The sequence below is a fragment of the Streptomyces sp. NPDC048424 genome, assembly GCF_040651555.1.
Classification (GTDB): domain Bacteria; phylum Actinomycetota; class Actinomycetes; order Streptomycetales; family Streptomycetaceae; genus Streptomyces.
Window position 1 is genome coordinate 61,031 of the sequence record NZ_JBEZKE010000032.1, and the last position, 23,079, is coordinate 84,109.

General features: G+C 70.5%; 23 protein-coding genes and 1 pseudogene. 14 read left to right on the forward strand and 10 right to left on the reverse strand.

Annotation, left to right across the window (positions count from 1 at the left end; translation table 11 throughout):
• Positions 1–5 precede the first annotated feature (5 nt).
• The 4 genes from pstS to pstB all read left to right on the forward strand — a co-directional run bounded on the left by pstS (position 6) and on the right by pstB (position 4,154).
• The gene (pstS, locus tag AB0D29_RS31980) at positions 6–1,139 is read left to right on the forward strand and encodes a phosphate ABC transporter substrate-binding protein PstS (protein ID WP_362859015.1); all 1,134 of its coding nucleotides are present in this window, start codon (positions 6–8) and stop codon (positions 1,137–1,139) included.
• A 142-nt stretch (positions 1,140–1,281) separates the two neighbouring features.
• Positions 1,282–2,271, forward strand: coding sequence for a phosphate ABC transporter permease subunit PstC (pstC, locus tag AB0D29_RS31985; RefSeq protein WP_362859016.1), 990 nt, complete (start codon positions 1,282–1,284; stop codon positions 2,269–2,271).
• Entirely contained in the window at positions 2,271–3,347 is a 1,077-nt protein-coding gene (pstA, locus tag AB0D29_RS31990; protein WP_362859017.1) for a phosphate ABC transporter permease PstA, read from the forward strand. Before pstC ends, pstA begins: the two co-directional genes overlap by 1 nt.
• A gap of 30 nt (positions 3,348–3,377) precedes the next feature.
• On the forward strand, positions 3,378–4,154 hold the full coding sequence (gene pstB / locus AB0D29_RS31995; protein WP_362859018.1) for a phosphate ABC transporter ATP-binding protein PstB: 777 nt from the start codon (positions 3,378–3,380) through the stop codon (positions 4,152–4,154).
• Between the two features lie 129 nt (positions 4,155–4,283).
• On the opposite strand, the gene AB0D29_RS32000 is transcribed toward pstB, so the two are convergent.
• Positions 4,284–5,282 carry an inorganic phosphate transporter gene (locus AB0D29_RS32000; RefSeq protein WP_362859020.1) on the reverse strand — a complete coding sequence of 333 codons (999 nt, stop codon included), beginning with the start codon at positions 5,280–5,282 and terminating at the stop codon, positions 4,284–4,286.
• 5 nt (positions 5,283–5,287) lie between these two features.
• Positions 5,288–5,908, reverse strand: a complete 621-nt coding sequence (locus AB0D29_RS32005; RefSeq protein WP_008742369.1) for a DUF47 family protein — start codon at positions 5,906–5,908, stop codon at positions 5,288–5,290.
• A gap of 195 nt (positions 5,909–6,103) precedes the next feature.
• Between AB0D29_RS32005 and AB0D29_RS32010 the strand changes: the two genes are divergently transcribed.
• Positions 6,104–6,442, forward strand: coding sequence for a metal-sensitive transcriptional regulator (locus tag AB0D29_RS32010; protein WP_351299756.1), 339 nt, complete (start codon positions 6,104–6,106; stop codon positions 6,440–6,442).
• Positions 6,443–6,458: 16 nt separating this feature from the next.
• On the opposite strand, the gene AB0D29_RS32015 is transcribed toward AB0D29_RS32010, so the two are convergent.
• Both AB0D29_RS32015 and AB0D29_RS32020 read right to left on the reverse strand, forming a co-directional pair.
• Positions 6,459–6,614, reverse strand: coding sequence for a hypothetical protein (locus tag AB0D29_RS32015; RefSeq protein WP_362859047.1), 156 nt, complete (start codon positions 6,612–6,614; stop codon positions 6,459–6,461).
• 153 nt (positions 6,615–6,767) lie between these two features.
• Entirely contained in the window at positions 6,768–7,604 is an 837-nt protein-coding gene (locus AB0D29_RS32020) for a hypothetical protein (protein ID WP_362859022.1), read from the reverse strand.
• 444 nt (positions 7,605–8,048) lie between these two features.
• Here AB0D29_RS32020 and AB0D29_RS32025 point away from each other — a divergent pair, with 444 nt between their 5' ends.
• Positions 8,049–8,267 (forward strand): hypothetical protein, encoded by a 219-nt coding sequence (locus AB0D29_RS32025; protein ID WP_362859024.1) that lies wholly within the window; start codon positions 8,049–8,051, stop codon positions 8,265–8,267.
• Positions 8,268–8,387: 120 nt separating this feature from the next.
• On the opposite strand, the gene AB0D29_RS32030 is transcribed toward AB0D29_RS32025, so the two are convergent.
• The 5 genes from AB0D29_RS32030 to AB0D29_RS32050 all read right to left on the reverse strand — a co-directional run bounded on the left by AB0D29_RS32030 (position 8,388) and on the right by AB0D29_RS32050 (position 13,757).
• The gene (locus AB0D29_RS32030) at positions 8,388–9,119 is read right to left on the reverse strand and encodes a phosphatase PAP2 family protein (protein ID WP_362859025.1); all 732 of its coding nucleotides are present in this window, start codon (positions 9,117–9,119) and stop codon (positions 8,388–8,390) included.
• Positions 9,120–9,323: 204 nt separating this feature from the next.
• On the reverse strand, positions 9,324–10,343 hold the full coding sequence (locus AB0D29_RS32035) for a bifunctional lytic transglycosylase/C40 family peptidase (RefSeq protein WP_362859026.1): 1,020 nt from the start codon (positions 10,341–10,343) through the stop codon (positions 9,324–9,326).
• Between the two features lie 59 nt (positions 10,344–10,402).
• Positions 10,403–12,184, reverse strand: a complete 1,782-nt coding sequence (locus tag AB0D29_RS32040; protein ID WP_362859027.1) for a serine/threonine-protein kinase — start codon at positions 12,182–12,184, stop codon at positions 10,403–10,405.
• Positions 12,185–12,247: 63 nt separating this feature from the next.
• Positions 12,248–13,039, reverse strand: a complete 792-nt coding sequence (locus AB0D29_RS32045; RefSeq protein WP_362859029.1) for a thioesterase family protein — start codon at positions 13,037–13,039, stop codon at positions 12,248–12,250.
• Positions 13,040–13,148: 109 nt separating this feature from the next.
• Positions 13,149–13,757 carry a LysE family transporter gene (locus tag AB0D29_RS32050; protein ID WP_362859030.1) on the reverse strand — a complete coding sequence of 203 codons (609 nt, stop codon included), beginning with the start codon at positions 13,755–13,757 and terminating at the stop codon, positions 13,149–13,151.
• A 64-nt stretch (positions 13,758–13,821) separates the two neighbouring features.
• On the opposite strand from AB0D29_RS32050, the gene AB0D29_RS32055 reads away from it, so the two are divergent.
• Both AB0D29_RS32055 and AB0D29_RS32060 read left to right on the forward strand, forming a co-directional pair.
• A complete protein-coding gene (locus AB0D29_RS32055; RefSeq protein WP_362859031.1) occupies positions 13,822–14,325 on the forward strand; it encodes a GNAT family protein in 504 nt (167 codons plus the stop codon).
• A gap of 10 nt (positions 14,326–14,335) precedes the next feature.
• The gene (locus AB0D29_RS32060; protein ID WP_362859033.1) at positions 14,336–15,193 is read left to right on the forward strand and encodes a pentapeptide repeat-containing protein; all 858 of its coding nucleotides are present in this window, start codon (positions 14,336–14,338) and stop codon (positions 15,191–15,193) included.
• Between the two features lie 282 nt (positions 15,194–15,475).
• On the opposite strand, the gene AB0D29_RS32065 is transcribed toward AB0D29_RS32060, so the two are convergent.
• The gene (locus AB0D29_RS32065; protein ID WP_362859035.1) at positions 15,476–16,630 is read right to left on the reverse strand and encodes an alpha/beta hydrolase; all 1,155 of its coding nucleotides are present in this window, start codon (positions 16,628–16,630) and stop codon (positions 15,476–15,478) included.
• Between the two features lie 376 nt (positions 16,631–17,006).
• On the opposite strand from AB0D29_RS32065, the gene AB0D29_RS32070 reads away from it, so the two are divergent.
• From AB0D29_RS32070 to AB0D29_RS32095, 6 genes and pseudogenes are all read left to right on the forward strand, one after another.
• Positions 17,007–17,315 carry a hypothetical protein gene (locus AB0D29_RS32070; RefSeq protein WP_008742356.1) on the forward strand — a complete coding sequence of 103 codons (309 nt, stop codon included), beginning with the start codon at positions 17,007–17,009 and terminating at the stop codon, positions 17,313–17,315.
• A gap of 100 nt (positions 17,316–17,415) precedes the next feature.
• Positions 17,416–18,243, forward strand: a complete 828-nt coding sequence (locus AB0D29_RS32075) for a hypothetical protein (RefSeq protein ID WP_362859036.1) — start codon at positions 17,416–17,418, stop codon at positions 18,241–18,243.
• Positions 18,233–19,552 carry a hypothetical protein gene (locus tag AB0D29_RS32080; RefSeq protein WP_362859038.1) on the forward strand — a complete coding sequence of 440 codons (1,320 nt, stop codon included), beginning with the start codon at positions 18,233–18,235 and terminating at the stop codon, positions 19,550–19,552. The genes AB0D29_RS32075 and AB0D29_RS32080 overlap by 11 nt, the downstream gene beginning before the upstream one ends.
• The gene (locus AB0D29_RS32085) at positions 19,549–21,111 is read left to right on the forward strand and encodes an SCO6880 family protein (protein ID WP_362859040.1); all 1,563 of its coding nucleotides are present in this window, start codon (positions 19,549–19,551) and stop codon (positions 21,109–21,111) included. The genes AB0D29_RS32080 and AB0D29_RS32085 overlap by 4 nt, the downstream gene beginning before the upstream one ends.
• 19 nt (positions 21,112–21,130) lie before the next feature.
• Positions 21,131–22,552 (forward strand): ATP-binding protein, encoded by a 1,422-nt coding sequence (locus AB0D29_RS32090; protein WP_362859042.1) that lies wholly within the window; start codon positions 21,131–21,133, stop codon positions 22,550–22,552.
• A 2-nt stretch (positions 22,553–22,554) separates the two neighbouring features.
• Positions 22,555–23,079 (forward strand): annotated as a pseudogene (locus tag AB0D29_RS32095) (type VI secretion protein); the annotation flags it as partial.

The window sequence follows — 23,079 nt, forward strand, 5'->3', positions numbered from 1 at the left end:
CGAAAGTGAAGCTTCAGCGCAAGAACATGCTTCGTGCCTCCGCCCTCGGGGCGCTTGTCGTGTCCGGCGCCCTGGTCCTCACGGCGTGCGGCTCGGACGACAACACGAAGACCGCCGACGGCACGGCCAAGCCCTCCGCGGCCGCCGGCGAGATCAAGTGCGACGACGCCAAGGGCAAGCTCCTCGCCTCCGGCTCGTCCGCGCAGAAGAACGCGATCGACCTGTGGATCAAGAACTACATGGCCGCCTGCTCCGGCGTCGAGGTGAACTACAAGTCCTCCTCCTCCGGTGAGGGCATCGTCGCCTTCAACCAGGGCACCGTCGGTTTCGCCGGCTCCGACTCGGCGCTGAAGCCGGAGCAGGTCGAGGAGTCGAAGAAGATCTGCACCGGTGGCCAGGGCATCGACCTGCCCATGGTCGGCGGCCCGATCGCCCTCGGCTTCAACGTCGCGGGTGTCGAGAAGCTGAACCTCGACGCCGCCACGATCGCCAACATCTTCAACGACAAGATCAAGAAGTGGGACGACGAGGCGATCAAGAAGCTGAACCCCGGCGTCACGCTTCCCTCCACCGCCATCCAGGCCTTCCACCGCTCCGAGGACTCGGGCACCACCGAGAACCTCGGCAAGTACCTCAAGGCCGCCGCCCCCGACGCCTGGACGTACGACGCCGCGAAGAAGTGGCCGGCCCCCGGTGGCCAGGGTGCCTCCGGCTCCTCCGGTGTCGCCTCCCAGGTGAAGGCCGTCGACGGCGCCATCGGCTACTTCGAGCTCTCCTACGCCACCTCGCAGAACATCAAGACGGTCGACGTGAACACGGGCGCCGCCGCCCCGGTCAAGGCCACCGGCGAGAACGCCTCCAAGGCCATCGCCGCCGCCAAGATCTCCGGCACCGGCTCCGACCTGGCCCTTAAGCTCGACTACACCACCAAGGCCGAGGGCGCGTACCCGATCGTCCTGGTGACGTACGAGGTCGTCTGCGACAAGGGCAACAAGGCGGAGACCCTGCCGACCGTCAAGTCCTTCCTGAACTACACCGCCTCCGACGCGGGCCAGAAGATCCTGCTGGAGAACGGCTACGCCCCGATCCCGGCCGAGATCAACACCAAGGTCCGCGAGATCATCGGCTCGCTGAGCTAGTCCTGAGCTCCGAGGCCCGGTCCGCTCCCTCCCCCCGTCCGGGGACGGGGCGGACCGGCCCCGGAGACCCTTCCCCTTCACCCGGGGGAATCCGGTGCACCGCCGCCAGGGGGCATGGCCCCCCACCCAGACCGGAAAGACCATGGCTTCCACCACACCCACCCAGATAGACCAGGCTCCGCCTGTCTCCAAGAGCGCAAGGTCCACCGGCCGAGCCGGTGACAAGATCTTCGCCGGGCTCTCCAAGGGTTCCGGCATCCTGCTCCTGGTGATCATGGCGTCGATCGCCGGCTTCCTCACCTACCGCGCCTCGATCGCACTGTCGAAGAACGAGGGGAACTTCCTCACCACCTTCGACTGGAACGCGTCGGCCAACCCGCCCGTCTTCGGCATCGCCGTCCTGCTCTTCGGCACCGTCGTCAGCTCGATCATCGCGATGGCCATCGCGGTTCCGATCGCCGTCGGCATCGCCCTCTTCATCTCGCACTACGCGCCGCGCAAGCTGGCCGCGCCCCTCGCCTACGTGGTCGACCTGCTGGCCGCCGTGCCGTCGATCATCTACGGCATCTGGGGCGCGCTCTTCCTCGTCCCGCAGCTCGGAGGCCTCAACCTCTGGCTCGACGAGTACATGGGCTGGACCTACGTCTTCGAAAAGACCCAGGTCGGCGTCGCCCGCTCGCTCTTCACCGTCGGCATCCTCCTCGCGATCATGATCCTGCCGATCGTGACCAGCGTCAGCCGCGAGGTCTTCCTGCAGGTCCCGCGTATGAACGAGGAGGCCGCCCTGGCCCTCGGCGCGACCCGCTGGGAGGTCATCCGCATGTCGGTGCTCCCCTTCGGCCGCTCCGGCGTCATCTCCGCCTCGATGCTCGGCCTCGGCCGCGCCCTCGGCGAGACCATGGCCGTCGCGACCGTCCTCTCCCCGAGCTTCCTGATCTCCGGCCACATCCTGGACCCGGGCGGCGGCACGTTCGCGCAGAACATCGCCGCGAAGTTCGACGAGGCCAACGAGTTCGGCCGTGACGCGCTGATCGCCTCCGGTCTGGTCCTCTTCCTGCTCACCCTGCTGGTCAACGGTGCAGCTCGTCTGATCATCGCTCGCCGCAAGGACTTCTCGGGGGCGAACGCCTGATGAGCCACGCACTCCAGGACCAGCGGCCGACCCGCAAGTCCGCCGCCCCCGCCGGCCTCACCCGAGGCGGCCTCCCCCGCTGGGCCCCGGCCGGCACCGCGGTCCTCGCGATCGCCCTCGGCTGCGGCATCGGCGTCGCCACCGACCTCCACAGCAAGGTCCAGTGGGGCCTGATCGCCTCGATCCTGTTCGTCGCGATCACCTACACCTCCAGCGCGATCATCGAGAACCGCCGCCAGGCCAAGGACCGCGTCGCGACCTCCCTCGTGTGGGTCTGCTTCATCCTCGCGGTCATCCCGCTGCTCTCGCTGATCTGGACCACCATCAGCCGCGGCGCCGAGGCCCTCTCCGGGGACTTCCTCAGCCACTCGATGAACGGCGTCACCAGCTTCGAAGAGGGCGGCGGCGTCTACCACGCGCTGCTCGGCACCATCGAGCAGGTCGCCCTGGCCGCCCTGATCGCGGCGCCGATCGGCCTGCTGACCGCCGTCTACCTGGTCGAGTACGGCAAGGGCTCGCTCGCCAAGGCCGTGACGTTCTTCGTCGACGTCATGACCGGCATCCCCTCCATCGTCGCGGGTCTGTTCATCCTCACGACCTGGAACCTGGCGCTCGGCTTCGGCCCCTCCGGCTTCGCCGGCTCGATGGCCCTGTCGATCCTGATGATGCCCGTCGTGGTCCGCTCCACCGAGGAGATGCTCAAGCTCGTCCCGAACGAGCTGCGCGAGGCCGCCCTCGCCCTCGGTGTGCCGAAGTGGCGCGTGATCCTCAAGGTCGTGCTCCCCACCGCCATCGGCGGCATCGCGACCGGCGTCATGCTGGCCGTGGCCCGCATCGCCGGTGAGACCGCGCCGATCATGCTGCTGGTCTTCGGTACCCAGCTGATCAACGGCAACCCCTTCGAAGGCGCCCAGTCCTCGCTCCCCCTCTACATCTGGGAGCAGTACAAGGTCGGCAGTGAAGCCTCCTACGACCGGGCGTGGGCCGCAGCCCTCGTACTGATCGCCTTCGTCATGATCCTCAATCTGGTGGCCCGCGGCATCGCCCGCTGGAAGGCCCCGAAGACCGGTCGCTGACGCGACTGTATGAAAGCGAAGTGACCCCTCATGGCGAAGCGAATCGACGTCAGCGGACTGTCCGCCTTCTACGGCACCCACAAGGCCATCGATGACATCTCGATGACCGTGGAGCCCCGCTCCGTGACCGCCTTCATCGGCCCGTCCGGCTGCGGCAAGTCCACCTTCCTGCGCACCCTCAACCGCATGCACGAGGTCACCCCCGGTGGCCGCGTCGAGGGCAAGGTGCTCCTGGACGACGAGAACCTGTACGGCGCCGGCGTGGACCCGGTCGCGGTCCGCCGCACCGTCGGCATGGTCTTCCAGCGCCCGAACCCCTTCCCCACCATGTCGATCTTCGACAACGTGGCGGCGGGCCTGCGGCTGAACGGCAGCTTCAAGAAGTCCGAGCTCGCGGACGTCGTGGAGCGGTCCCTCAAGGGCGCCAACCTCTGGAACGAGGTCAAGGACCGCCTGAACAAGCCGGGCTCCGGCCTCTCCGGCGGCCAGCAGCAGCGTCTGTGCATCGCCCGCGCCATCGCGGTCGAGCCCCAGGTCCTGCTGATGGACGAGCCCTGCTCGGCCCTGGACCCGATCTCCACCCTCGCGATCGAGGACCTGATCGGCGAGCTGAAGGAGCGCTTCACGATCGTCATCGTGACGCACAACATGCAGCAGGCCGCCCGCGTCTCCGACCGCACCGCCTTCTTCAACCTCTCGGCGGTCGGCCAGCCCGGCAAGCTCGTCGAGATCGACGACACGGACCGGATCTTCTCGAACCCGTCCGTGCAGGCGACCGAGGACTACATCTCGGGCCGCTTCGGCTAAAGAGATGTGCTGAACGTCCTGCGGTGCTGCATGGCGGTGCCACCGCAAGGCGAAAGAAAGAAAAAGGGCCGGCTCCCCCTGGGTGGGGGGAGCCGGCCCGCTTTCGTTCCCGCGTCCTGCTTCTCGCCGCTACACGAAGGCGAGGTTCACGATCCAGAAGCTGACCGCGGCGACCAGGGCCGCGGCCGGCATGGTGATGAACCAGCCCATCACGATGTTCTTGGCGACGCCCCAGCGGACCGCGTTCACGCGCTTGGTCGCGCCCACGCCCATGATCGCCGAGGTGATGACGTGCGTGGTGGAGATCGGCGCGTGGAAGAGGTACGCCGAACCGAACATGATCGAGGCGCCCGTGGTCTCGGCCGCGAAGCCCTGCGGCGGGTCCAGCTCGATGATCTTGCGGCCGAGCGTGCGCATGATGCGCCAGCCACCCGCGTACGTACCCAGCGACAGCATCACGGCGCACACGATCTTGACCCAGACCGGGATCGCGGCGTCCGCGCTCTGCACATCGGCGATGACCAGCGCCATCACGACGATGCCCATCGTCTTCTGCGCGTCCTGGAGGCCGTGGCCGAGCGCCATGGCGGCCGCGGAGACGGTCTGCGCGATGCGGAAGCCGTGCTTGGCCTTGTGCGGGTTGGACCGGCGGAACATCCACAGGATGACCACCATCACCAGGTAGCCGATGAGCAGACCGACGACCGGCGAGACGAACATCGGGATGACGACCTTGTCGATCACCCCGCTCCAGATGACACCGGTGCCACCGGCCAGCGCCGCACCCACCATGCCGCCGAACAGCGCGTGCGAGGAGGACGAGGGCAGGCCGAAGTACCAGGTGATCAGGTTCCAGACGATCGCGCCGACCAGCGCCGCGAAGAGGATCCACATCCCCGTGCTGCCGTGGGGCGTCTCGATCAGGCCCTCGCTGACCGTCTTGGCGACCCCGCTGCCGAGGAAGGCGCCGGCGAGGTTCATCACCGCGGCCATCGCCAGCGCCGCGCGCGGGGTCAGCGCCCGCGTCGAGACGGAGGTCGCGATCGCGTTCGCCGAGTCGTGAAAACCGTTCGTATACGTAAAACCGAGCGCGACACCGATGGTCACGACCAGAGCAAAGGTGTCCACGAGGTTCAGGACTCCTTGACCGCGATGGTCTCCACCGTGTTCGCAACGTGCTCGAACGCGTCGGCCGCCTCTTCGAGCACGTCGACGATCTGCTTGAGCTTCAGCACCTCGATGGCGTCGTACTTGCCGTTGAAGAGCTGCGCGAGCAGCTTGCGGTGGATCTGGTCGGCCTGGTTCTCAAGACGGTTGACCTCGATCCAGTACTCGGTGAGGTTGTCCATCGTCCGCAGGTGCGGCATCGCCTCGGCGGTCAGCTCGGCCGCGCGCGCCAGGACCTCGATCTGCTGCTCGACCCCCTTGGGGAGCTCCTCCACGTTGTAGAGGACGACGAGGTCGACGGCCTCCTCCATGAAGTCCATGATGTCGTCGAGCGACGAAGCGAGGTTGTAGATGTCCTCACGGTCGAACGGCGTGATGAAGGAGGAGTTCAGCTGGTGGAAGATCGCGTGGGTCGCGTCGTCCCCCGCGTGTTCCGCTGCCCGCATCCGCTCCGCGATCTCGGCCCGGGCGGAGGAGTCCGCTCCGAGCAGTTCCATCAGGAGCTTGGAGCCCGTGACGATGTTGTCCGCGGATGCGGCGAACATGTCGTAGAAGCTCGTCTCCCTGGGGGTCAGACGAAATCGCACGTGAGGTCCTCGGGGTGCATTGGATTCGGTCAGGCTGATGCTAGGCGCATCCCCCGGCCACGGCTAACCGGCAGTTCCCCAGTGTCCTCCATCAGGCAGAGTGAGGACCACGGGCCCCCGCCCCTTCGGCAGAGGCCCAGTACCCTATACCCACGAGGGGTATACATCCCTTCGTTCCGGACCACGGGAGGACGCATGACGATCATCGAGGCGGAGGGCTCCGGAGCCGACGCGCCCCAGGAGGGCGGAGCGGTCCACGGCTACCACCACCAGAAGGACGAGCACCTCAAGCGACTGCGCCGGATCGAGGGTCAGATCCGCGGCCTCCAGCGGCTGGTCGACGAGGACGTCTACTGCATCGACATACTCACCCAGGTCTCGGCGAGCACGAAGGCCCTCCAGTCCTTCGCACTCCAGCTGCTGGAGGAACACCTGCGGCACTGCGTCGCCGACGCGGCGGTCAAGGGCGGCACCGAGATCGACGCGAAGGTCGAGGAAGCCACCAAGGCCATCGCCCGCCTCCTGCGCACGTAGCCCCGGGGCACGGAGCTCAGCCCGACCAGATGCCCATCAGCACCTCGTCGATCCGGTCCTGACTGAGCCGCTCCTCCACCGCCGCCGACGCCGCGATGATCAGCTCACCGCACAGCTCGATCTCGGCGAGAGCCACGTGGTCCTGCACCGTCGAACCGCCTGCGGGAGTCACGCGTGTCACCTCAATCTGCCGTCTACGGTCATCGACGCTCGGGCCCGGCTCCTCAGCGTAGGGACGCCGTGCCCCGGGGCGCATGACACGGATGGACCATTTCCGGATACCGACCCATGGCCCGATCGCGTCGCTCCCCCTCCGCCCGCCCCACTATTCGGCGATCTTCCCGGCGTAAATGTCCCCACTTGCCGGCAATACGACGGTCACCGGCGTCCCGAACCCGTACAGCAGCGTGGTCGACGAGACATCGATCACGCCATTGTTGACGTACGTGAACCGGTGCCGGACCTTCCGCAGGCGCCCCTGCTCGTCCAGATACACGTCGAACGGCACGGTGTCCTTGCTGAACCCTTTCGCCGCCGCCTCCAGCGCCCCCCGCACCTCCGCCGACGCACTCCCCGCGGCCCGCCCGATGTCGGTGGTCCCCCGGTAGTGCCGCACCTTGGTCCCCGCCACCTCGGTCTCCCCGACGTACGTCACCTCCTGCGCGCCGCGCAGCAGCTCGGCCGCGATCAGCGGATCGGTGGCGCCGCCCGTGACCAGGTTCCCGTCGGCGAGGGTCGTCGTGTCGACCCGGACCCACTTGTCGGCGGGGACGCCCGCACCGCGGTTCTTCATGTACAGCGCGCCCGGCACGAGCAGCTCGGTGATGGGCCGGTGCTCGTCCTCGCCCTTCACATCGGTCGGGAGCATCACCAGGAGCTGCCCCATCCGGTTCTTGAAGTCGACCCCGCCCTCGCCGCGGATCGTGACCCGGGTCCCGCCCGTGGCCATCTCCATCGCCGTACGGGCCCGGGCACTGCCCGTCTTCGTCAGCGCGTCCGCGGCCCCGCGGACCACCGCCGCCGCGTCCACCGGAGGCCGCTCGTCGCCGCCGGCACCGCCGCCCGCGCACCCGCTCATCGCCGTGACCGCCAGGGCGATGCCGGCAGCGCGCACCGCCTCACCCGCACGTCCGGGCCGCCGCCTGTGCTGGTGCACCACCATCGCCTGCCAACCCCCAACGCATGACCGCTGCTTGCCCGAGGCCCCCACCCGCTCCGCTTAACGAGGTCCCGGGTTTCCCGTCACGGGGCGCACCCTCCCCGGGCGGCGGATCGCGCGGGTACCGTGGGGGTGTGGAACCGCACACCGACGCGACCCTGCTCCCTCCGCTTGCCTCCGGGCCGCTCCCGCGGCCGACGTCAGAGCCGCAGCCACCGACAGGCCACACCACATCCACCGCCGAACGCGGAGCGTTCTCCCTGGCGGTCTGCACCTGCGGCTGGTCCGGCCCGGCCCGCCGCTCCCGCGACCTGGCCCGCAGGGACGCCGCCCGCCACCCGGCGGCATGACGCGGGGACGCCCTGCCCGCGTCTACGGGGTCCGGGGACCTAGCCCGTTCGGACGGCCCGGCTGGCCGGGGCGGGCCGCAGCGGATGCCCTTGAGTCATGCCAGGATCCGCAGCCCGCCTCACGGCCCTCCTCTGGGCACTGCTCATCGCGTTCGCCCCGGCCGCCGCGGCCTGGGCCAGACCCGTGGGCTCGGCGGACGGCCCGGCCGACGTGGCCCTCGCCATCGGACTCACCTGCGCCGCGGCCGCGGCCACCGGCTGGTGGCTGCGCTCCCGCTACCGTCGCGAGGACGGCGCCGACGGCGGCGATCCGTGACCCCCCGGCCGCGCCGGCCGGCGATCCGGGTGCTCTTCGGGGCGGCGGGGCTGTGCCTGCTGGTGGCCGCGCTGCTCGCCGTATGGGATTCCTACGCGCGGACCTGAATCCGCGTCGCCCTCAGGCCGCGAGGTCGTTCTCGTGCGTCCGCTGCCCCGCGGGCGGGTTCTGGGTCTGCGCCGCGAGCCCGACCGGCCGGGTCACCGCCCGGCCCTTGGCCCGTACGAGCCGCCCGACGCGCGGGGAGCCGGCCACCGCGCGCACCACCGGGGTCAGCAGCGCCATGGCGAGCGGCGCGAGCACGAGCACCACGGCGGTGCCGAGGGCCAGGCCGCCGATCACGTCGGTCGGGTAGTGCACGCCCATGTAGACCCGGCAGAAGCCTTCGACGAGGGCCAGCCCGATCCCCAGGAGCCCGATCTTCCGGTTCGCCAGGAACAGGCCCACGCCCAGGGCCATCGCGAGGGTGGTGTGATCGCTGACGAAGGAGAACTCGGTGTTCCCGATCCCCGCGCCGAAGCCGGGATCGAGCACCTGCAGGCCCTCGTGGTGCCGGAACGGCCGTTGCCGCCCGACGAATTCACGCAGCGGGACGTTCACGAGCAGGGCCAGCCCGGCGGCCAGCGGGGCCCACACCAGTGCGGCGAAGGACTCGACGGCCGTGGTCTCGTCCTGGCGGCGCGCACCGCGCCAGCACCACAACACCAGGAGCACCAGGGCCAGCAGGATCCCGTACTCGCCGGTCAGGCTCACGGCCCGGTCCAGCCAGTCAGGCGCCTGCCGGGCCGCTCCGTTGACCTCGTACAGCAGGCTGACATCCACGTTCGGCCCACCTGTTGTGAGTCCAGCCATGGTGATGCGGCCCCTTGCCCTTGCCGTGGTTCCCCTGCGGGCGCACCCCTGTGTGCACCCCTTCGCCCCCCACTTGATCAACCCCCGCGCTCATGGAACGCCCGTTCTGGCATCCACGTTCCACTCTCCACCGAATGATCACTCCAACGTTATCGAAGAGTGACTCATCGTCGCAGCTCAGGGCCTATGCCTCACGGAGAGTTGCTACGGCGCCCGACCAGCACCGAAACGCTCCGGCAGGGCCTCCGCACCATCCTTCGTCACGCGCGTCGCACCGAAGTAATCGGGGGTGTCGATCTTGTCGAAGCGGATCACGGCACCGGTGTACGGGGCGTTGATCATGTATCCGCCGCCCACGTACAGCCCGACGTGCCGGATCTCCCGGGAATTCGTCAGATCGTCGGAGAAGAACACCAGATCACCGGGCAGCAGTTGGTCGCGCGAGGGATGGGACCCGGCGTTGTACTGGTCGTTGGCCACGCGCGGCAGCTGGATCCCCACCGTCTCGTACGCGGCCTTGGTCAGCCCGGAACAGTCGAACCGCCCGCCCTGGTCGGCCGTTCCGTTGCCGCCCCACAGGTACGGCGTACCGAGCTGCTTCTGCGCGAAGTAGATCGCCCCGGCAGCCTGTTGCGAGGGAGCCACCCGCCCGACGGGCCGCGCGAAGCTCTTCTCCAGGGCCCGGATGGACTTCACGTAGCCCTGCGTCTCGCTGATCGGCGGCACGCCCCCGGCTTTGATCACGCGATAGGGGCCGGCGTTGTAGGCGGCGAGCATATTGTCGGACCGATCCCCCGGCACCTGGGCGACGTCCTTGGCGAGTTGGCAGTCGTACGAGGCCGCCGAGGGAATGGCGTCCTTGGGGTCCCAGATGTCCCGGTCACCGTCACCGTCACCGTCGATGCCGTACGTGGCCCAGGTCCCCGGGATGAACTGGGCGATGCCACGCGCGTCGGCGTGACTCACCACATCGGGCTTCCAGCCGCTCTCCGTGTAGAGCTGCGCCGCCAGCAGGGCCGGGTTGAGGGCGGGGCACAGGTTGCCCCACTTCTCCACCAGCGGCTGATAGATCGCCGGCACCGCTCCCTTGACCAGTCCGACGGCACCCTGCCTGCCGCCGTTCACGATCCCCGCCGCCGCCGAGTACGTACCGACGACGAGCAGCGCGACGAAGGTCAGGCACACACCGATCCCGAGCCCGCTTGCCATCCAGAACTTGCGCACTCGTCAACACTGCCTCATGGAACGTCACCTGACAGTGGATTCATCAGCCAGACCCGGCACTATTTCACCGGAAAGCCGGTGCAATAGACGCTGCTGTACTCCTTGACACTCCTGACCCGGTAGACCAGCACCGTCCAGTCACCGGGATCGTTGGCGAGCGGGATGGCCGGGAACCTCTTCGTGGTCCCCTGGTTGTCGACGAGCTGCGTGGCGAAGTCGTCCGGATACGTGAGCTCCACCTCGCCGCCCGTGGCCGGGTCCTTGAGATCGACGGGCTTGCTCGCGTAGCCGATGCCGTGGTTGTAGTCGCGGACGAACTCGTACGGGCGCCCGGTGCTCTCGTCGATCTCGTGCGGAGCCTTGACCCCGACGGAGACGGCGTAGGGGCCCGTCTCCGTGTTGTACGGCTTCAGGTACACGCGGATCTTGACCTTGCCCGTGACGGTCCGCGCGCTCGGATCGTCGGCGTCGACGACCGAACCCACCAGGAACTCCGCCCGCTCCTCCGCGGGCAGGCTGCAGCCCCCACCGCCCGGACCGGCACTGGTCCACAGGTCCCGCGACACCTTGTTCGGCTCGATGTGGTCGGGCACGGCCCCCGAGCCACTGCCGCCGCCCCGGGAAGCGGGGGCGGGACTCGAAGCCGGCCCGCCCGACGCGGACGGCCCGGCCGGCCCGCCGGGCGTGGTCGCGCCGCTCGGTGCGCCCCCGGCCCGCTTGCCGTCCTTGTCGCCCTCCTGGAGGAACAGGTACCCGCCCGTGACGAGGCCGCCCGCCACCAGACCGCTGACGGCCGCCAGCGCCCAGCGCGGCGGACGCCACCGGCCGTTGCCCCCGCCCGGGCCCGTGCCCTGGACCTGGACGTTGCCCGGCCCCTGGTTCTGGTGCTGATTCGGGCCCGGACCGGCGGGGACGTACGTCGGCACGTAGCCCGAACCGGCCGGCAGCCCCGGACCGATCGTCGACGGCAGCCCCGGCACCTGCGCGGCCCCGCCCGCGGTCGCCGTCAGGGCCGCGTACACCGGGTCGTCGACCAGCGCCGAGTCCACCGCGCAGCGCCGGATGATCTCGGCCAGGGCCGGCCGGTCCCCCGGCTCCGTCGCCACACAGGCCCTGATGAGCGCGGCCAGGTCCGGCTCCACGCCCTCGACGTCGATCTCACCGTGGACCGCGCGGAAGTTGACCGCGGTCGCCTCCCCCGTCCCGTACGGCGCACGGCCCGTCGCCGCGTGGGCGAGCGTGGCACCCAGCGCGAAGACGTCCGCGGCGTCCGCCACCTCACCCCGCAGCAGCACCTCGGGAGCCGTGTAGCCGGGGGTGCCCGGGGCCGTGCCGTCCTGCGTCAGCGCCGTCTCGGCCACGCCCTTGGCGATGCCGAAGTCGATGAGCTGCGGCCCCTGCCCGCCCAGGATGACGTTCTGCGGCTTGAGGTCCCGGTGCGTGACCCCGTACGCGTGCACGCTCGCCAGGCCCTCCGCCAGCGCGGCGAACAGCCTGCGGCACGCGGCCGCCGGCAAGGCCCCGTACGCGCGCACCGCATGACTCAGCGTCGGCCCGGCCACGTACTCGGTGGCGAGCCAGTAGGGCGGGGCCGCCAGCGACGCGTCGATCAGGTTCGCCGTGTACGCGGAGCGCACCGCGCGGACCGTCTCGGCCTCCCGGCGGAACCGCGCGAGGGCCTCCGGATGCCCGGTGATCTCTTCCTTGATCACCTTGATGGCGACCAGACGACCACCCGGCGACCGCCCGAGGTACACCTGCCCCATGCCACCGGCGCCCAGCCGGGCCAGCAGTGCCTGCGCGCCGATGTGCGCCGGGTCCGTGTCTCTCAGGGCCTCCATCCGCCCGAGCCTGCCACACCCACGCCCCGCTCCCGACAAGGGGGTTGGGTTGCCGGGCGGCCGCTACCGCGGGGCGACGAAGAGGCTCTGCGCGCTGCGCCCGATGGGCCCCTTCTCGTCGTGCAGCAGCGCGTCCGCGAGCCCGATCCCGGCCGCGTCCACGCTCGTACGGGCCTCCACGCAGGCCCACTCGCCCACCGGGTGGCGGTGCAGGTGCACGGTCAGGTCACCGTTGATGAAGACGTAGCGCCCGAAGTCCATCACCGCGCTGATGCCGTTGCCCGAGTCCGCGGCGATCAGCACCCGGTCCAGCGGCCTGGTCTCCTCCCCGGCGACGAGCGGCACCTTCATCCGCATCCAGCAGGTCCCGGGCCCCGGCTCGACGAAGGCGCCCTCGGTGAACCGGGTCTCCATGGCCGAGTGGTAGCCCGTGTCCCACGGCACCGGGAAGAACGGCGTCACGTCCACCTCCCCCGGCGGCGGCAGCTGCGGCCCCGGCACCACGGCCGGCACGGCCTCCTCGGCCACCCGGATCCGCAGGGCCCGCGCCAGCATCACGGGCGCGGCCCCCGCCGGGGCGAGGGCGGCCTCGACCACCTCGGTGCTGCGCCCGGCCCGGAGCACGCTCGTGGTGATCTCCAGCTCGCCGATCGGGACCGGGCGCAGGATCTCGTACGTGATCCGGGCGATCCGCATGTCCGCGCGCGCACCCGGCCGCTCCTCGACGGCCCGCCCGAGCAGCGCGGCCGGCGGCCCGGCGTGCTGCGAGCCCGGGTCCCACGGCCCGCGCGTGTACTCGGTGGCGGTGAACCGCCCGGCATCAAGTCGTTCGAAGAACCCCTCGGCAGCGCCCATACCCCGCACGCTACCGACAGGTAACCGACTCCACAACGGCCGTCGGGGACGCCGGCGGGCTGCCGACGGGCTGGTCACGGGGGCCATTCGCGAGCCGGTCGATCAACAATCAGCGGGCGAACCCCAACCCCACCCCCAGCCCCACCAGCACCGACCCGATGGCCCGGTTCAGCGTCTTCTGCGCCTTCAGCATCCGATCGCGCAGCCGCGAGTCGGAGAAGAACAGCGCCACCGCCCCGAACCAGCCCAGGTGCGCCGCCGACATGAACAGCCCGTAGCCCGCCTGCTGCCACACCGGGGTGTCCGGGTTCACCACCTGGGTGAAGGTCGACACGACGAACAGCGTCGTCTTCGGATTGAGCACATTGGTCAAGAACCCCGACCGCATCGCCCCCAGCGGGCTCAGCTGCGGCTTCGACTCCAGGTCCACGGACACCTCGGCCCGCGCCCGGAAGGTCCGTATCCCGATCCACACCAGATAGGCCGCACCCGCCAGCTTGATCGCGGTGAACAGCGCGGTGGAGGAGGCGATCAGCAGACCGACCCCGAGCATCGTGTACGAGACGTGGACCAGCACCCCCGCCGCGACCCCGCCGGCGGCGAACAGCCCGGTGGGCCGCCCGTAGAGATAGCTGTTGCGGACCACCATGGCGAAATCGGCGCCGGGACTGATCACGGCGAGAAGAGTAATAACGGCGACTGCGATCACTTCGGTCATACGCCGATGCTCACGCCCACCCCCTCCCGGGATCAACCCCGTTCGCCACCCGCACACTTGAGGAATGACCACACGGCCACGCCCCCTCCCCCTCTCCCTCGCCCCCTTCCGCCCCGGCGAGGACGGCCCCCTGCTGCGCACGTGGGTGAAGACCCCCGTCGAGCTGATGACCTGGGCGGGCCCCGCCTTCACCTGGCCCCTGGACGACGCCCAGCTCACCGCGTACGCCGCCGAGCCCGGCCGGCACACGTGGACCGCCGTGGCCCCCGGCGACCACCGCATCGGGCACGCCTCCGTCGCCGGCACCCGCCTCGGCCGCGTACTGATCGCCCCCGGGCAACGCGCCCTGGGCCTCGGCCGGGCCCTCGTCTCCCAGGTCGTCGACCACTGCTTCGGCGAGCTCGGCCTGCCGGAGATCAGCCTCGGCGTCTGGGCCCACAACACGGCCGCGATCCGCATCTACGAACACCTCGGCTTCCGCACCGAGCAGACCCTCGAGGGCGTGGAGAAGGTCGACGGCGCCCCCTGGACCGCCCACCAAATGCGCCTCACCGCCCCCACCCGGTAACAATGGACAGGTGCCGAACCACCTCCCCCTCCCGCTCCCCCTCCTTGAAGCCGACTGCGCGAACTGCTTCGCGCTGTGCTGCGTGGCCCTGCCCTTCGCCAAGTCCAACGACTTCGCCGTGAACAAGCCCGCCGGCACCCCCTGCGAGAACCTCCGGCAGGACTTCCGCTGCGGAATCCACACGCGGCTGCGCGACACCGGCTTCCAGGGCTGCACGGTCTTCGACTGCTTCGGGGCGGGCCAGCAGGTCTCCCAGGTCACCTTCGGCGGCCGCGACTGGCGCGCCCACCCCGAGACCCGGGGCGAGATGTTCGAGGTCTTCCCGGTGATGCGGCAGCTGCACGAGCTGCTCTTCTACGTCGCCGAGGCCCTGACCCTCCCGGACGCCGCCCCGCTCCACGCGCAACTGCGCGGCGCACTCGCACGGACCGAGGAATGGACCCGCGCCGACGCCCAGGCCCTCACGGCCCTGGACATCACCCCGCTCCGCCAGGAGATCAACACCCTCCTGCTCGAAACCAGCGAGCTCGTACGGGCCAAGGTGCCGGGCCGCAAGAAGAACCACCGCGGCGCCGACCTGATGGGAGCCCGCCTCGCCGGAGCCGACCTGCGCGGCGCGAACCTCCGCGGCGCCTACCTGATCGCCGCCGACCTCCGCCGCGCCGACCTCCGCACGGCCGACCTGATCGGCGCCGACCTCCGCGACGCCAACCTCCGCGGCGCGGACCTCCGCCACGCCGTCTTCCTCACCCAACCCCAACTCAACGCCGCCCAAGGCGACCCCACCACCAAATTCCCCCCCACCCTCACCCGCCCCACCCACTGGACGAAACCCAGCCCCGCCAAATCCAGCCCCACAGGCGTTTGAGGCGCTCTTTCAGCCCGGCCGGGCGTGTGAGGCGCTCTTTCAGCCCCGCCGGCGTTTGAGGCGCGGGGCCAGGGGCGGAGCCCCGATCTTTGAGCCGCACCCTCCAGCCCCGCCGGCACCCTCCAGCCCCGCCGGCGTTTGAGGCGCGGGGGTCCGGGGCGGAGCCCCGATCTTTCAGCCCCGCCGGCGTTTGAGGCGCGGGGGTCCGGGGGCAGCGCCCCCGGCAACGGCGCCGCACCCGGCAGCGCACCAGACGGCGGACCAGGCGGCGGACCAGACGGCCTAGGCGACCCGCGCCAAAAACCCCCGCACGGCAGCGAAATACCCCACCGGGTCCCCCACCCGCACCGCATGCCCCGCCGGCAACTCAACCACCCGCACCCCACCCCTCCGCACCGCCATCTCCCGCGCGTGCTCCGCCGACAACACCCCGCTCCGATCCCCCCGCACCAGCAGCGTCGGCTTCCGCACCCCCAGCCAGTCCCCCCAGTGGTCCCCGTTCAGCTCCCGCTGGGACTCCACCATGTCCTCCACCTCGAACGCGGTCCCCCACCCGTCCGCGTACTCCCGTACCGACCCCTCCAAGTGCGGCGCCGAGCTCCCCAACCCCGCCAGGAACCCCTCCCGCGTCGCCGCCCGCCGCGGCCACGCCCGCGCGAACGACAGGTCGCCGTCGACGACCGCCCCGATGTCCTCGACCACCACCGCCCGCACCAGCTCCGGCCGCCGCGCGGCGAGCTGGTACGCGTTCACCCCGCCCAGCGAATGCCCCAGCACCACCGCCGGCCCCAGCCCCAGGTGCTCCAGCAGGGCCGCCGCGTCCGCGACGTACCCCTCCCGCGTGTACTCCCCCGCCCGGTCGGACTCCCCGTGCCCCCGCTGGTCCAGGGCGATCACCCGCCACGCCGGACCCACCTCCCGGGCCAGGTCGGCGAAGACCGACCCGTCCTGGAAGTGCCCGTGCAGCGCGAGCAGCGGCGCCCCCGGCCCCCCGAAGTCCGTGTGCACGAGCCGCCGCCCGTCCTCGGTCCGCATCACCCCCGGCAACGGCCCCAGCTTGTCGATCACCCGCTGCCTCAGCAGCTGGTACTCCTCCCAGCGCCGCCCCAGCCGCCCGCCCGGCCGCTTCACGACCCGCCCCGGCGTGACCGTCTCTCCCCGCCGGAACTGCTCCCGCGTCAGGTCGACCCGTACGCCCCCGGGCAGCAGGTTCCACCAGTGGTAGCCCTCCGGCCGGCCGTCGTGGAACACCTCCCCCAGCACGAGCTCCCCGCCCACGAGGTCCTGCACGACCAGCGCGGTGATGTCGCACTGCCCCCAGGCCGGATTCTCCGGCGTCCAGGGCACCTTGCTGATGTCGGCCGGCCCGGAGGTCTCCGCCGACCACCCCGCCCGGATGGCGGCCTCGAGATCCGCGAGAGTCCATGGAGTCGTCATGCTCCCCAGCCTCCCGCACCGCACTGACAACGCCGCCGACGACGGACGGACGAAACATCAGACGAATGTCAGCGGGTCAGCCCAACGACACGCGACCCGACTGCGCCGAACGGCCGCCCCTCGCCCCACCCGTACGCCGAGACGACAATCATTGCCCGGCGTCACCCCTCGTGATACACAGAGTGACCGCATGTTCTTGCGCATGCACACCGCCCCTGCCCAGGTCAGAGCGCGGAGGCCGGGCGCGGTCCGCGAGATCGGGTAAAGAGAGCCGTCAAGTCGACGACGGCGGCGGTTTCATCAGCGAAGATAGTGCGTAACCCCTGCCGTCGGGCAGTGGGCTTCCGGAACTACCCATACAGGGGCGGTGAGTTACATGATCCTGGCAGCCGAAAAGGGCGACATCACCACCATCATCGGCGGAATCGCCCCGAACTGGGGGCCGTTCGGCAGTCTCGGCAACGAAGCGAAGGTCATGATCGAAGTGGTCATGGCCGTGGCGATCCTCCTGTGCCTGGGCATCGCCATCTGGGGGGCGGCCAAACAGCGCATCGGCGCGACCGCCCTCCGCGACACGTTCAGCGCGGAACAGGGCAAGGGCCTGATCGTGGCCGGCCTCACGGGCGTCTTCATCATCGGCTCCCTGGGCACCCTCTTCACCATCGTCTACGGAATGGCCGTCTAGCCGGGCCACACCGCGGGCCGTACCTGATGAGGAATCACCACACCGCGCCTACGCGGGAACCAGCGCTACCGTCGTACGACGCGGAGGGGGCCGACACGGAATGAGCAACGACGACCAGTACGGCGGCGGCCACGGCGAGGTCGGCGGCACGGGCCAGACCCGCACCCGCCTCCCGGACTCCCCCGCCGACCCGTACGGCCCCACCCGCCGCACCCCCCGCACCGCCCGCAGCCTCGTCACGGTGGTCGGCGTCGTGGTCCTCCTGATCGCCGCCATCGCGTTCGCGAACCAGTCCCCGGACACCCCCGAGGACAAGCCCGCGGACAACAACCCGGCCGCCTCCTCCACAGCGGCCACGGGCACGACCCCGGTCACCGGCAAGACCTCAGGCATCCCCAGAGGCTTCGCCCACGACGAACAGGGCGCCCAATCGGCCGCCGCCAACTACGCGGTCGCGCTCGGCTCCGACGCCATGTTCAGGAAGAACACCCGGCACGCCCTCGTCGACGGGATCTACGCGCCCGACGTGGCAGCCCGGATGAAGGGCCCGCAGGACGAGGCGTATTCGACCGAGTTCCTCGCCAAGGTCGGCCTGGACGCGAACGGCAACCCCCCGCAGGGCAGCACGTTCGTCACCCGTGCCGTCCCCATCGGCACCCGCGTCGAGAGCTACAGCGCGACCACCACGAAGGTCTCCGTCTGGTACACGGGCCTGGTCGGCATGTCCGGCGCCAAGTCGACGGACCCGGTCCGCACCATGTGGGGTACCTGGACCTTCGAACTCAGATGGGTCGGCGAGGACTGGAAGGTCGTCGACGACACCCAGCAGGACGGGCCCGCCCCGGTTCCCGGTGATGTCCCCGTGTCGACGTCCGACGACATGAGCAAGGCCATCAAGGAATTCGGAGGATTCACTTATGCCCGCTAGCCTGCGGCTCCCCGCCCGGCTGGGCGTGATCGCCTCCGCCCACCTGGCCGTCGTGGCCCTCTCGACCCGCGCTTACGCCGCCCCCACTCCCACTCCCACTCCCACCCCGCAGACCAGCAACGACCCCTGCGCTCTGCTCGACGGTCCCTCCAAGCAGTATTGCCAGAGCGGCACGGGCACGTCCGGGGGGAATCCGGGAACAGGCCTGGCACCCAGCGACGGCGGAGAGGCCCTCAACCCCCTCGCCTCCCTCGCCCGAGGCTGCGCCGACGCCGCCGCCTGGATCGTCACCAAGCTCAGCGAAGCGGTCAACGGCTCGGCCGAAGTCGACTTCACCAACCCCGCCTTCCTCAAGCAGTACTCCGTCGTCTTCGCCGCCTCCACCATCCTCACCCTCGTCCTCTGGCTCTTCGCCGTCGCCAAGCGAGCCGTCCGCGGCGTCCCCCTCACCACCGCCATGTCCGAAGCCATCGGCTTCCTCTGGCTCACGGTCCTCGCCTCCGCCTTCACCCCCCTGATCCTCTACACCGTCGTCTCCGCCACCGACGGCGTCACCGCCGTCATCGCCTCCGCCACCGGCGGCCAGACCGACGTCTTCTTCGGCTCCTTCTCCGAGGCCCTCAAGAAGGGCGACGACATCGGCGGCGGCCCGATCATGCTGATCGTCGTCGCACTCGTCACCGTCCTCGCCGCCGGCGTGCTCTACCTGGAGCTCTTCATCCGGGCCGCCCTCCTCTACGTCGGCGCCCTCCTCGGCGTCGTCGTCTACTCCGGCCTCGTCGACCGCAACCTCTGGGGCCACGTCCGCCGCTGGGCCGGCATCATGATCGCCGTCATCCTCGTGAAGCCGGTCATCGTCATCGTCCTCGGCCTCGCCGGAGCCCTGACCGGCGAAAAGGGCCCGAACGCCTTCTCCGCCGTCGTCACCGGACTCGCCATCATCCTCCTGGCGATCTTCGCCTCCGCGATGATCTACCGCTTCGTCCCCGGCTTCGGCGACGAGATCGCCTCCGCCCGCTCCAACCGCAGCAAGGCCACCGACGGCGCCCAGGCCGCCGCCGTCATCAGCTCCCCGGCCTCCCTCGTCTCGCAGGGCATCAAGACCCACAGCAGCCGCGGCGCCCACCGCGGAGGCGACGGCGGAGGCGGCAACAACGCCCCCCGCCCCGCCAACCCCCTCTCCGGAGGCGTGGCCGCCCACAGCAGCCGCCCCACCTCCGGCGGCGGAGGCGGCGGATCTGTCCCCTCCGCCGCACCCGCACCCCGCACGAGTTCGAGTACGAGGAACACAGGAGGTGACGGGCGTTGACGACCCAGTCCCACCAGATGCACCCGGTCGCGCCCCGCCGCACGTATCTCATCGGCCGGGCCCGGCCGAACGCGATCGTCGGCAAGAACCGCGAGACCGGTGAGATCGCCCTGATCATCGCCGGGGCCTTCTTCGGCATGATGAGCGGACTGCTCGTCCCCGACCTCACCCTGCGCATCGTCAGCCTCGCCGGCTTCCCCATGATCGCGCTCGCCGCCGTGTACGTCCCGTACAAGGGCCGCACCTTCTACCGCTGGTTCGAGATCAGCCGTAGCTACAAGCGCACCCTCCGCCGCGGCACCACCTACCGCTCCTCCGCCATCGAGGCCGGCACCCGCGCCGCCGACGGCCGCGAGGTGGAAGTCGGCCCACCCCCCGGCATCGGCCGCATCAACTGGCTCGCCGCCCCCTTCGGCCCCGACGAGATCGCCGTCCTCCTCCACGCGGACCGGCGCACCGTCACCGCCGCCATCGAGATCGAGGGCCCCGGCGTCGGCCTGCGCGACAGCGAGGACCAAGAGGCCCTCGTCGACCGCTTCGGCACCCTCCTCAAGCACGTGGCCAACGGCGACGGCTTCGTCACCCGCCTCCAGATGCTCGCCCGCACCCTGCCCGCCGACCCCGACGCGCACGCCAAGGACGTGGCCCAGCGCGGCGACACCCAGGCCCCCGGCTGGCTCCGCGAGTCCTACGAACAGCTCCAGTCGATGGTGTCCACCTCCTCCGAGCAGCACCGCGCGTACCTCGTCGCCTGCATGCACTACACGCGCGAACTCGCCGCCGAGGCCCACACCATCGCCCGCGCCGCCACCCCCCGCAAGGGCCGCAAGCTCGACCGCGACGCCGGCCTCGCCATCGTCATGGCCCGCGAGCTCACCGACATCTGCGCCCGCCTCGCCGAAGCCGACATCCGCGTCCGCCAGCCGCTCGGCCAGGGCCGCCTGTCCTCCCTCGTGCACTCCATGTACGACCCGGACCACCCCATCGACCACATCCAGGCCATGACCAAGCGCAACGCCTGGCCGGCCGAACTCGACGCCGTCGAGCCCACCTTCCTCCAGGCCAAGACCCGCGAGTCCTCCACCCGCGCCCCCTGGTGCCACGCCACCGCCTGGGTCAAGGAGTGGCCGATGACGCCCGTGGGCGTCAACTTCCTCGCCCCCCTCCTCGTCCACACCCCCGACGTCATCCGCACCGTCGCCGTCACCATGGACCTGGAGCCCACCGAGGTCGCCATCGAGCGGATGCTCACCGAGAAGACCAACGACGAGGCCGACGCCTCCCGCGCCGCCAAGATGAACCGCACCGTCGACCCCCGCGACATCGCCGCCCACGGCCGGCTCGACCAGAGGGGTGAAGATCTCGCCAGCGGTGCGGCCGGAGTCAACCTGGTCGGGTACATCACGGTGTCCTCGCGTTCACCCGAAGCGCTCGCCCGCGACAAGCGGACGATCCGCGCCTCCGCCGGCAAGTCCTACCTGAAGCTGGAATGGTGCGACCGCGAGCACCACCGCGCCTTCGTCAACACCCTGCCGTTCGCCACCGGCATCCGACGCTAGCTGGAGGGAAGTGCCGCCCATGCGAGATCCCATGTCCGCCCTGACGGACGCCTTCACCAGCTTCCTCTTCGGCAAAGTCGAGACCACGCGCCTGCCCGTACGCACCTCCACCGGGCAGGCGCAGGCCGTCTACCTGCCCACCGCCGCCCCCGGACTCGGCGACTCCGGCGTCATCATCGGCCGCGAGGTCTACAGCGGCAAGGGCTACATCTACGACCCCTTCCAGCTCTACGGACAGCAGCTCCCGGCCCCCCACTGGCTGGTCCTCGGCGAATCCGGCAACGGCAAGTCCGCCCTGGAGAAGACGTACGTCCTGCGCCAGCTCCGCTTCAAGGACCGCCAGGTCGTCGTCCTCGACGCCCAGGGCGAGGACGGCGTCGGCGAGTGGAACCTGATCGCCCAGCAGCTGGGGATAACCCCCATCCGCCTGGATCCGATCGCCGCCAACGACGACGGCATCCGCCTCAACCCGCTCGACCCGGCCATCACGACGACCGGGCAGCTCGCGCTGCTCCGGACCATCATCGAGGTGGCCATGGGCCACGGCCTCGACGAGCGCGCCGGCTTCGCCCTCAAAGTCGCGCACGCCTACGTGGTGGACACCATCACCACCCGCCAGCCGGTCCTGACCGACATCGTCGAGCAACTGCGCCACCCCGAAGCCGAATCCGCCCTCGCCATGAACGTCGACATAGACGATGTCCGGGCCTGGGGCCTCGACGTCGCGCTCGTCATCGACCGCCTCGTCGACGGCGACCTGCGCGGCATGTTCGACGGCCCCACCACCGTCGGCATCGACCTCGACGCGCCCCTCATCGTCTTCGACCTGTCCCACATCGACCGCAACTCCATCGCCATGCCCATCCTCATGGCGATCGTCGGAGTGTGGCTGGAACACACCTGGATCCGCCCCGACCGCAAAAAGCGGATCTTCCTGGTCGAAGAGGCCTGGCACATCATCAACAGCCCCTTCGTGGCCCAGCTGTTCCAGCGCCTGCTGAAGTTCGGCCGACGCCTCGGCCTGTCCTTCGTCGCCGTCGTCCACCACCTCTCCGACGTCGTCGACGGCGCGGCCGCCCGCGAGGCCGCGGCCATCCTCAAGATGGCCTCGACCAGAACCATCTACGCCCAGAAGGCGGACGAGGCACGCGCCACCGGCCGCGTCCTCGGCCTGCCCCGCTGGGCCGTGGAGATCATCCCCACCCTCACCCCCGGCATCGCCGTCTGGGACGTCAACGGCAACGTCCAGGTGGTCAAACACCTGATCACCGAAGCCGAACGCCCCCTCGTCTTCACGGACCGCGCCATGACCGAATCCTCCGCGCCCGTCCGCCTCTCCGAAGACATGCTGGCCGCCGAACTCGAAGCGGAGGAACGCGCCCTGTCCATCGAACGCAGCCGCGGCAACGGCGGCCCGGGTTCCGCGACCACGGTGGCCTGACCATGCACGACGCACGACGTACGGAGTCCACCGCGCGCGGCGGCGGCATCCCGGACGGCCTGCTGGTCGGCCTCCTGGCCTTCCTCCTCGGCCTGGCCGTCCTCGTCTGGTCGGCCACCGGCCTGGCCGCCGTCTTCGCCAAGGGCACCTGGCCCGACACGGTCACCTTCACCCGGACCCCGGAAGCCGTGCGCGCCCTGATAGCGGAACCGCACGACATCCCCGCCGCCTGGCCGGACACCGACCCGTCGGCCCTCTCGGGCTGGGGCCTGTTCTGGGGCCTGTTCGTCAGCCAGCTCCTGGTGCTGTTCGTGCTCACCGTCTTCGCCATCGGCGTGATCGCCCGCACCAAGTCCCGCCGCGCCCTACCCAAACAGCCCACCCCGAACCCTCCAGCCCCGCCGGCGTTTGAGGCGCGGGGGTCCGGGGGCAGCGCCCCCAGCAGCCCACCCGCAGCGGCCACCCCAGCTAAGCCCCCCATTCCAGCCCCGCCGGCGTTTGAGGCGCGGGGGTCCGGGGGCAGCGCC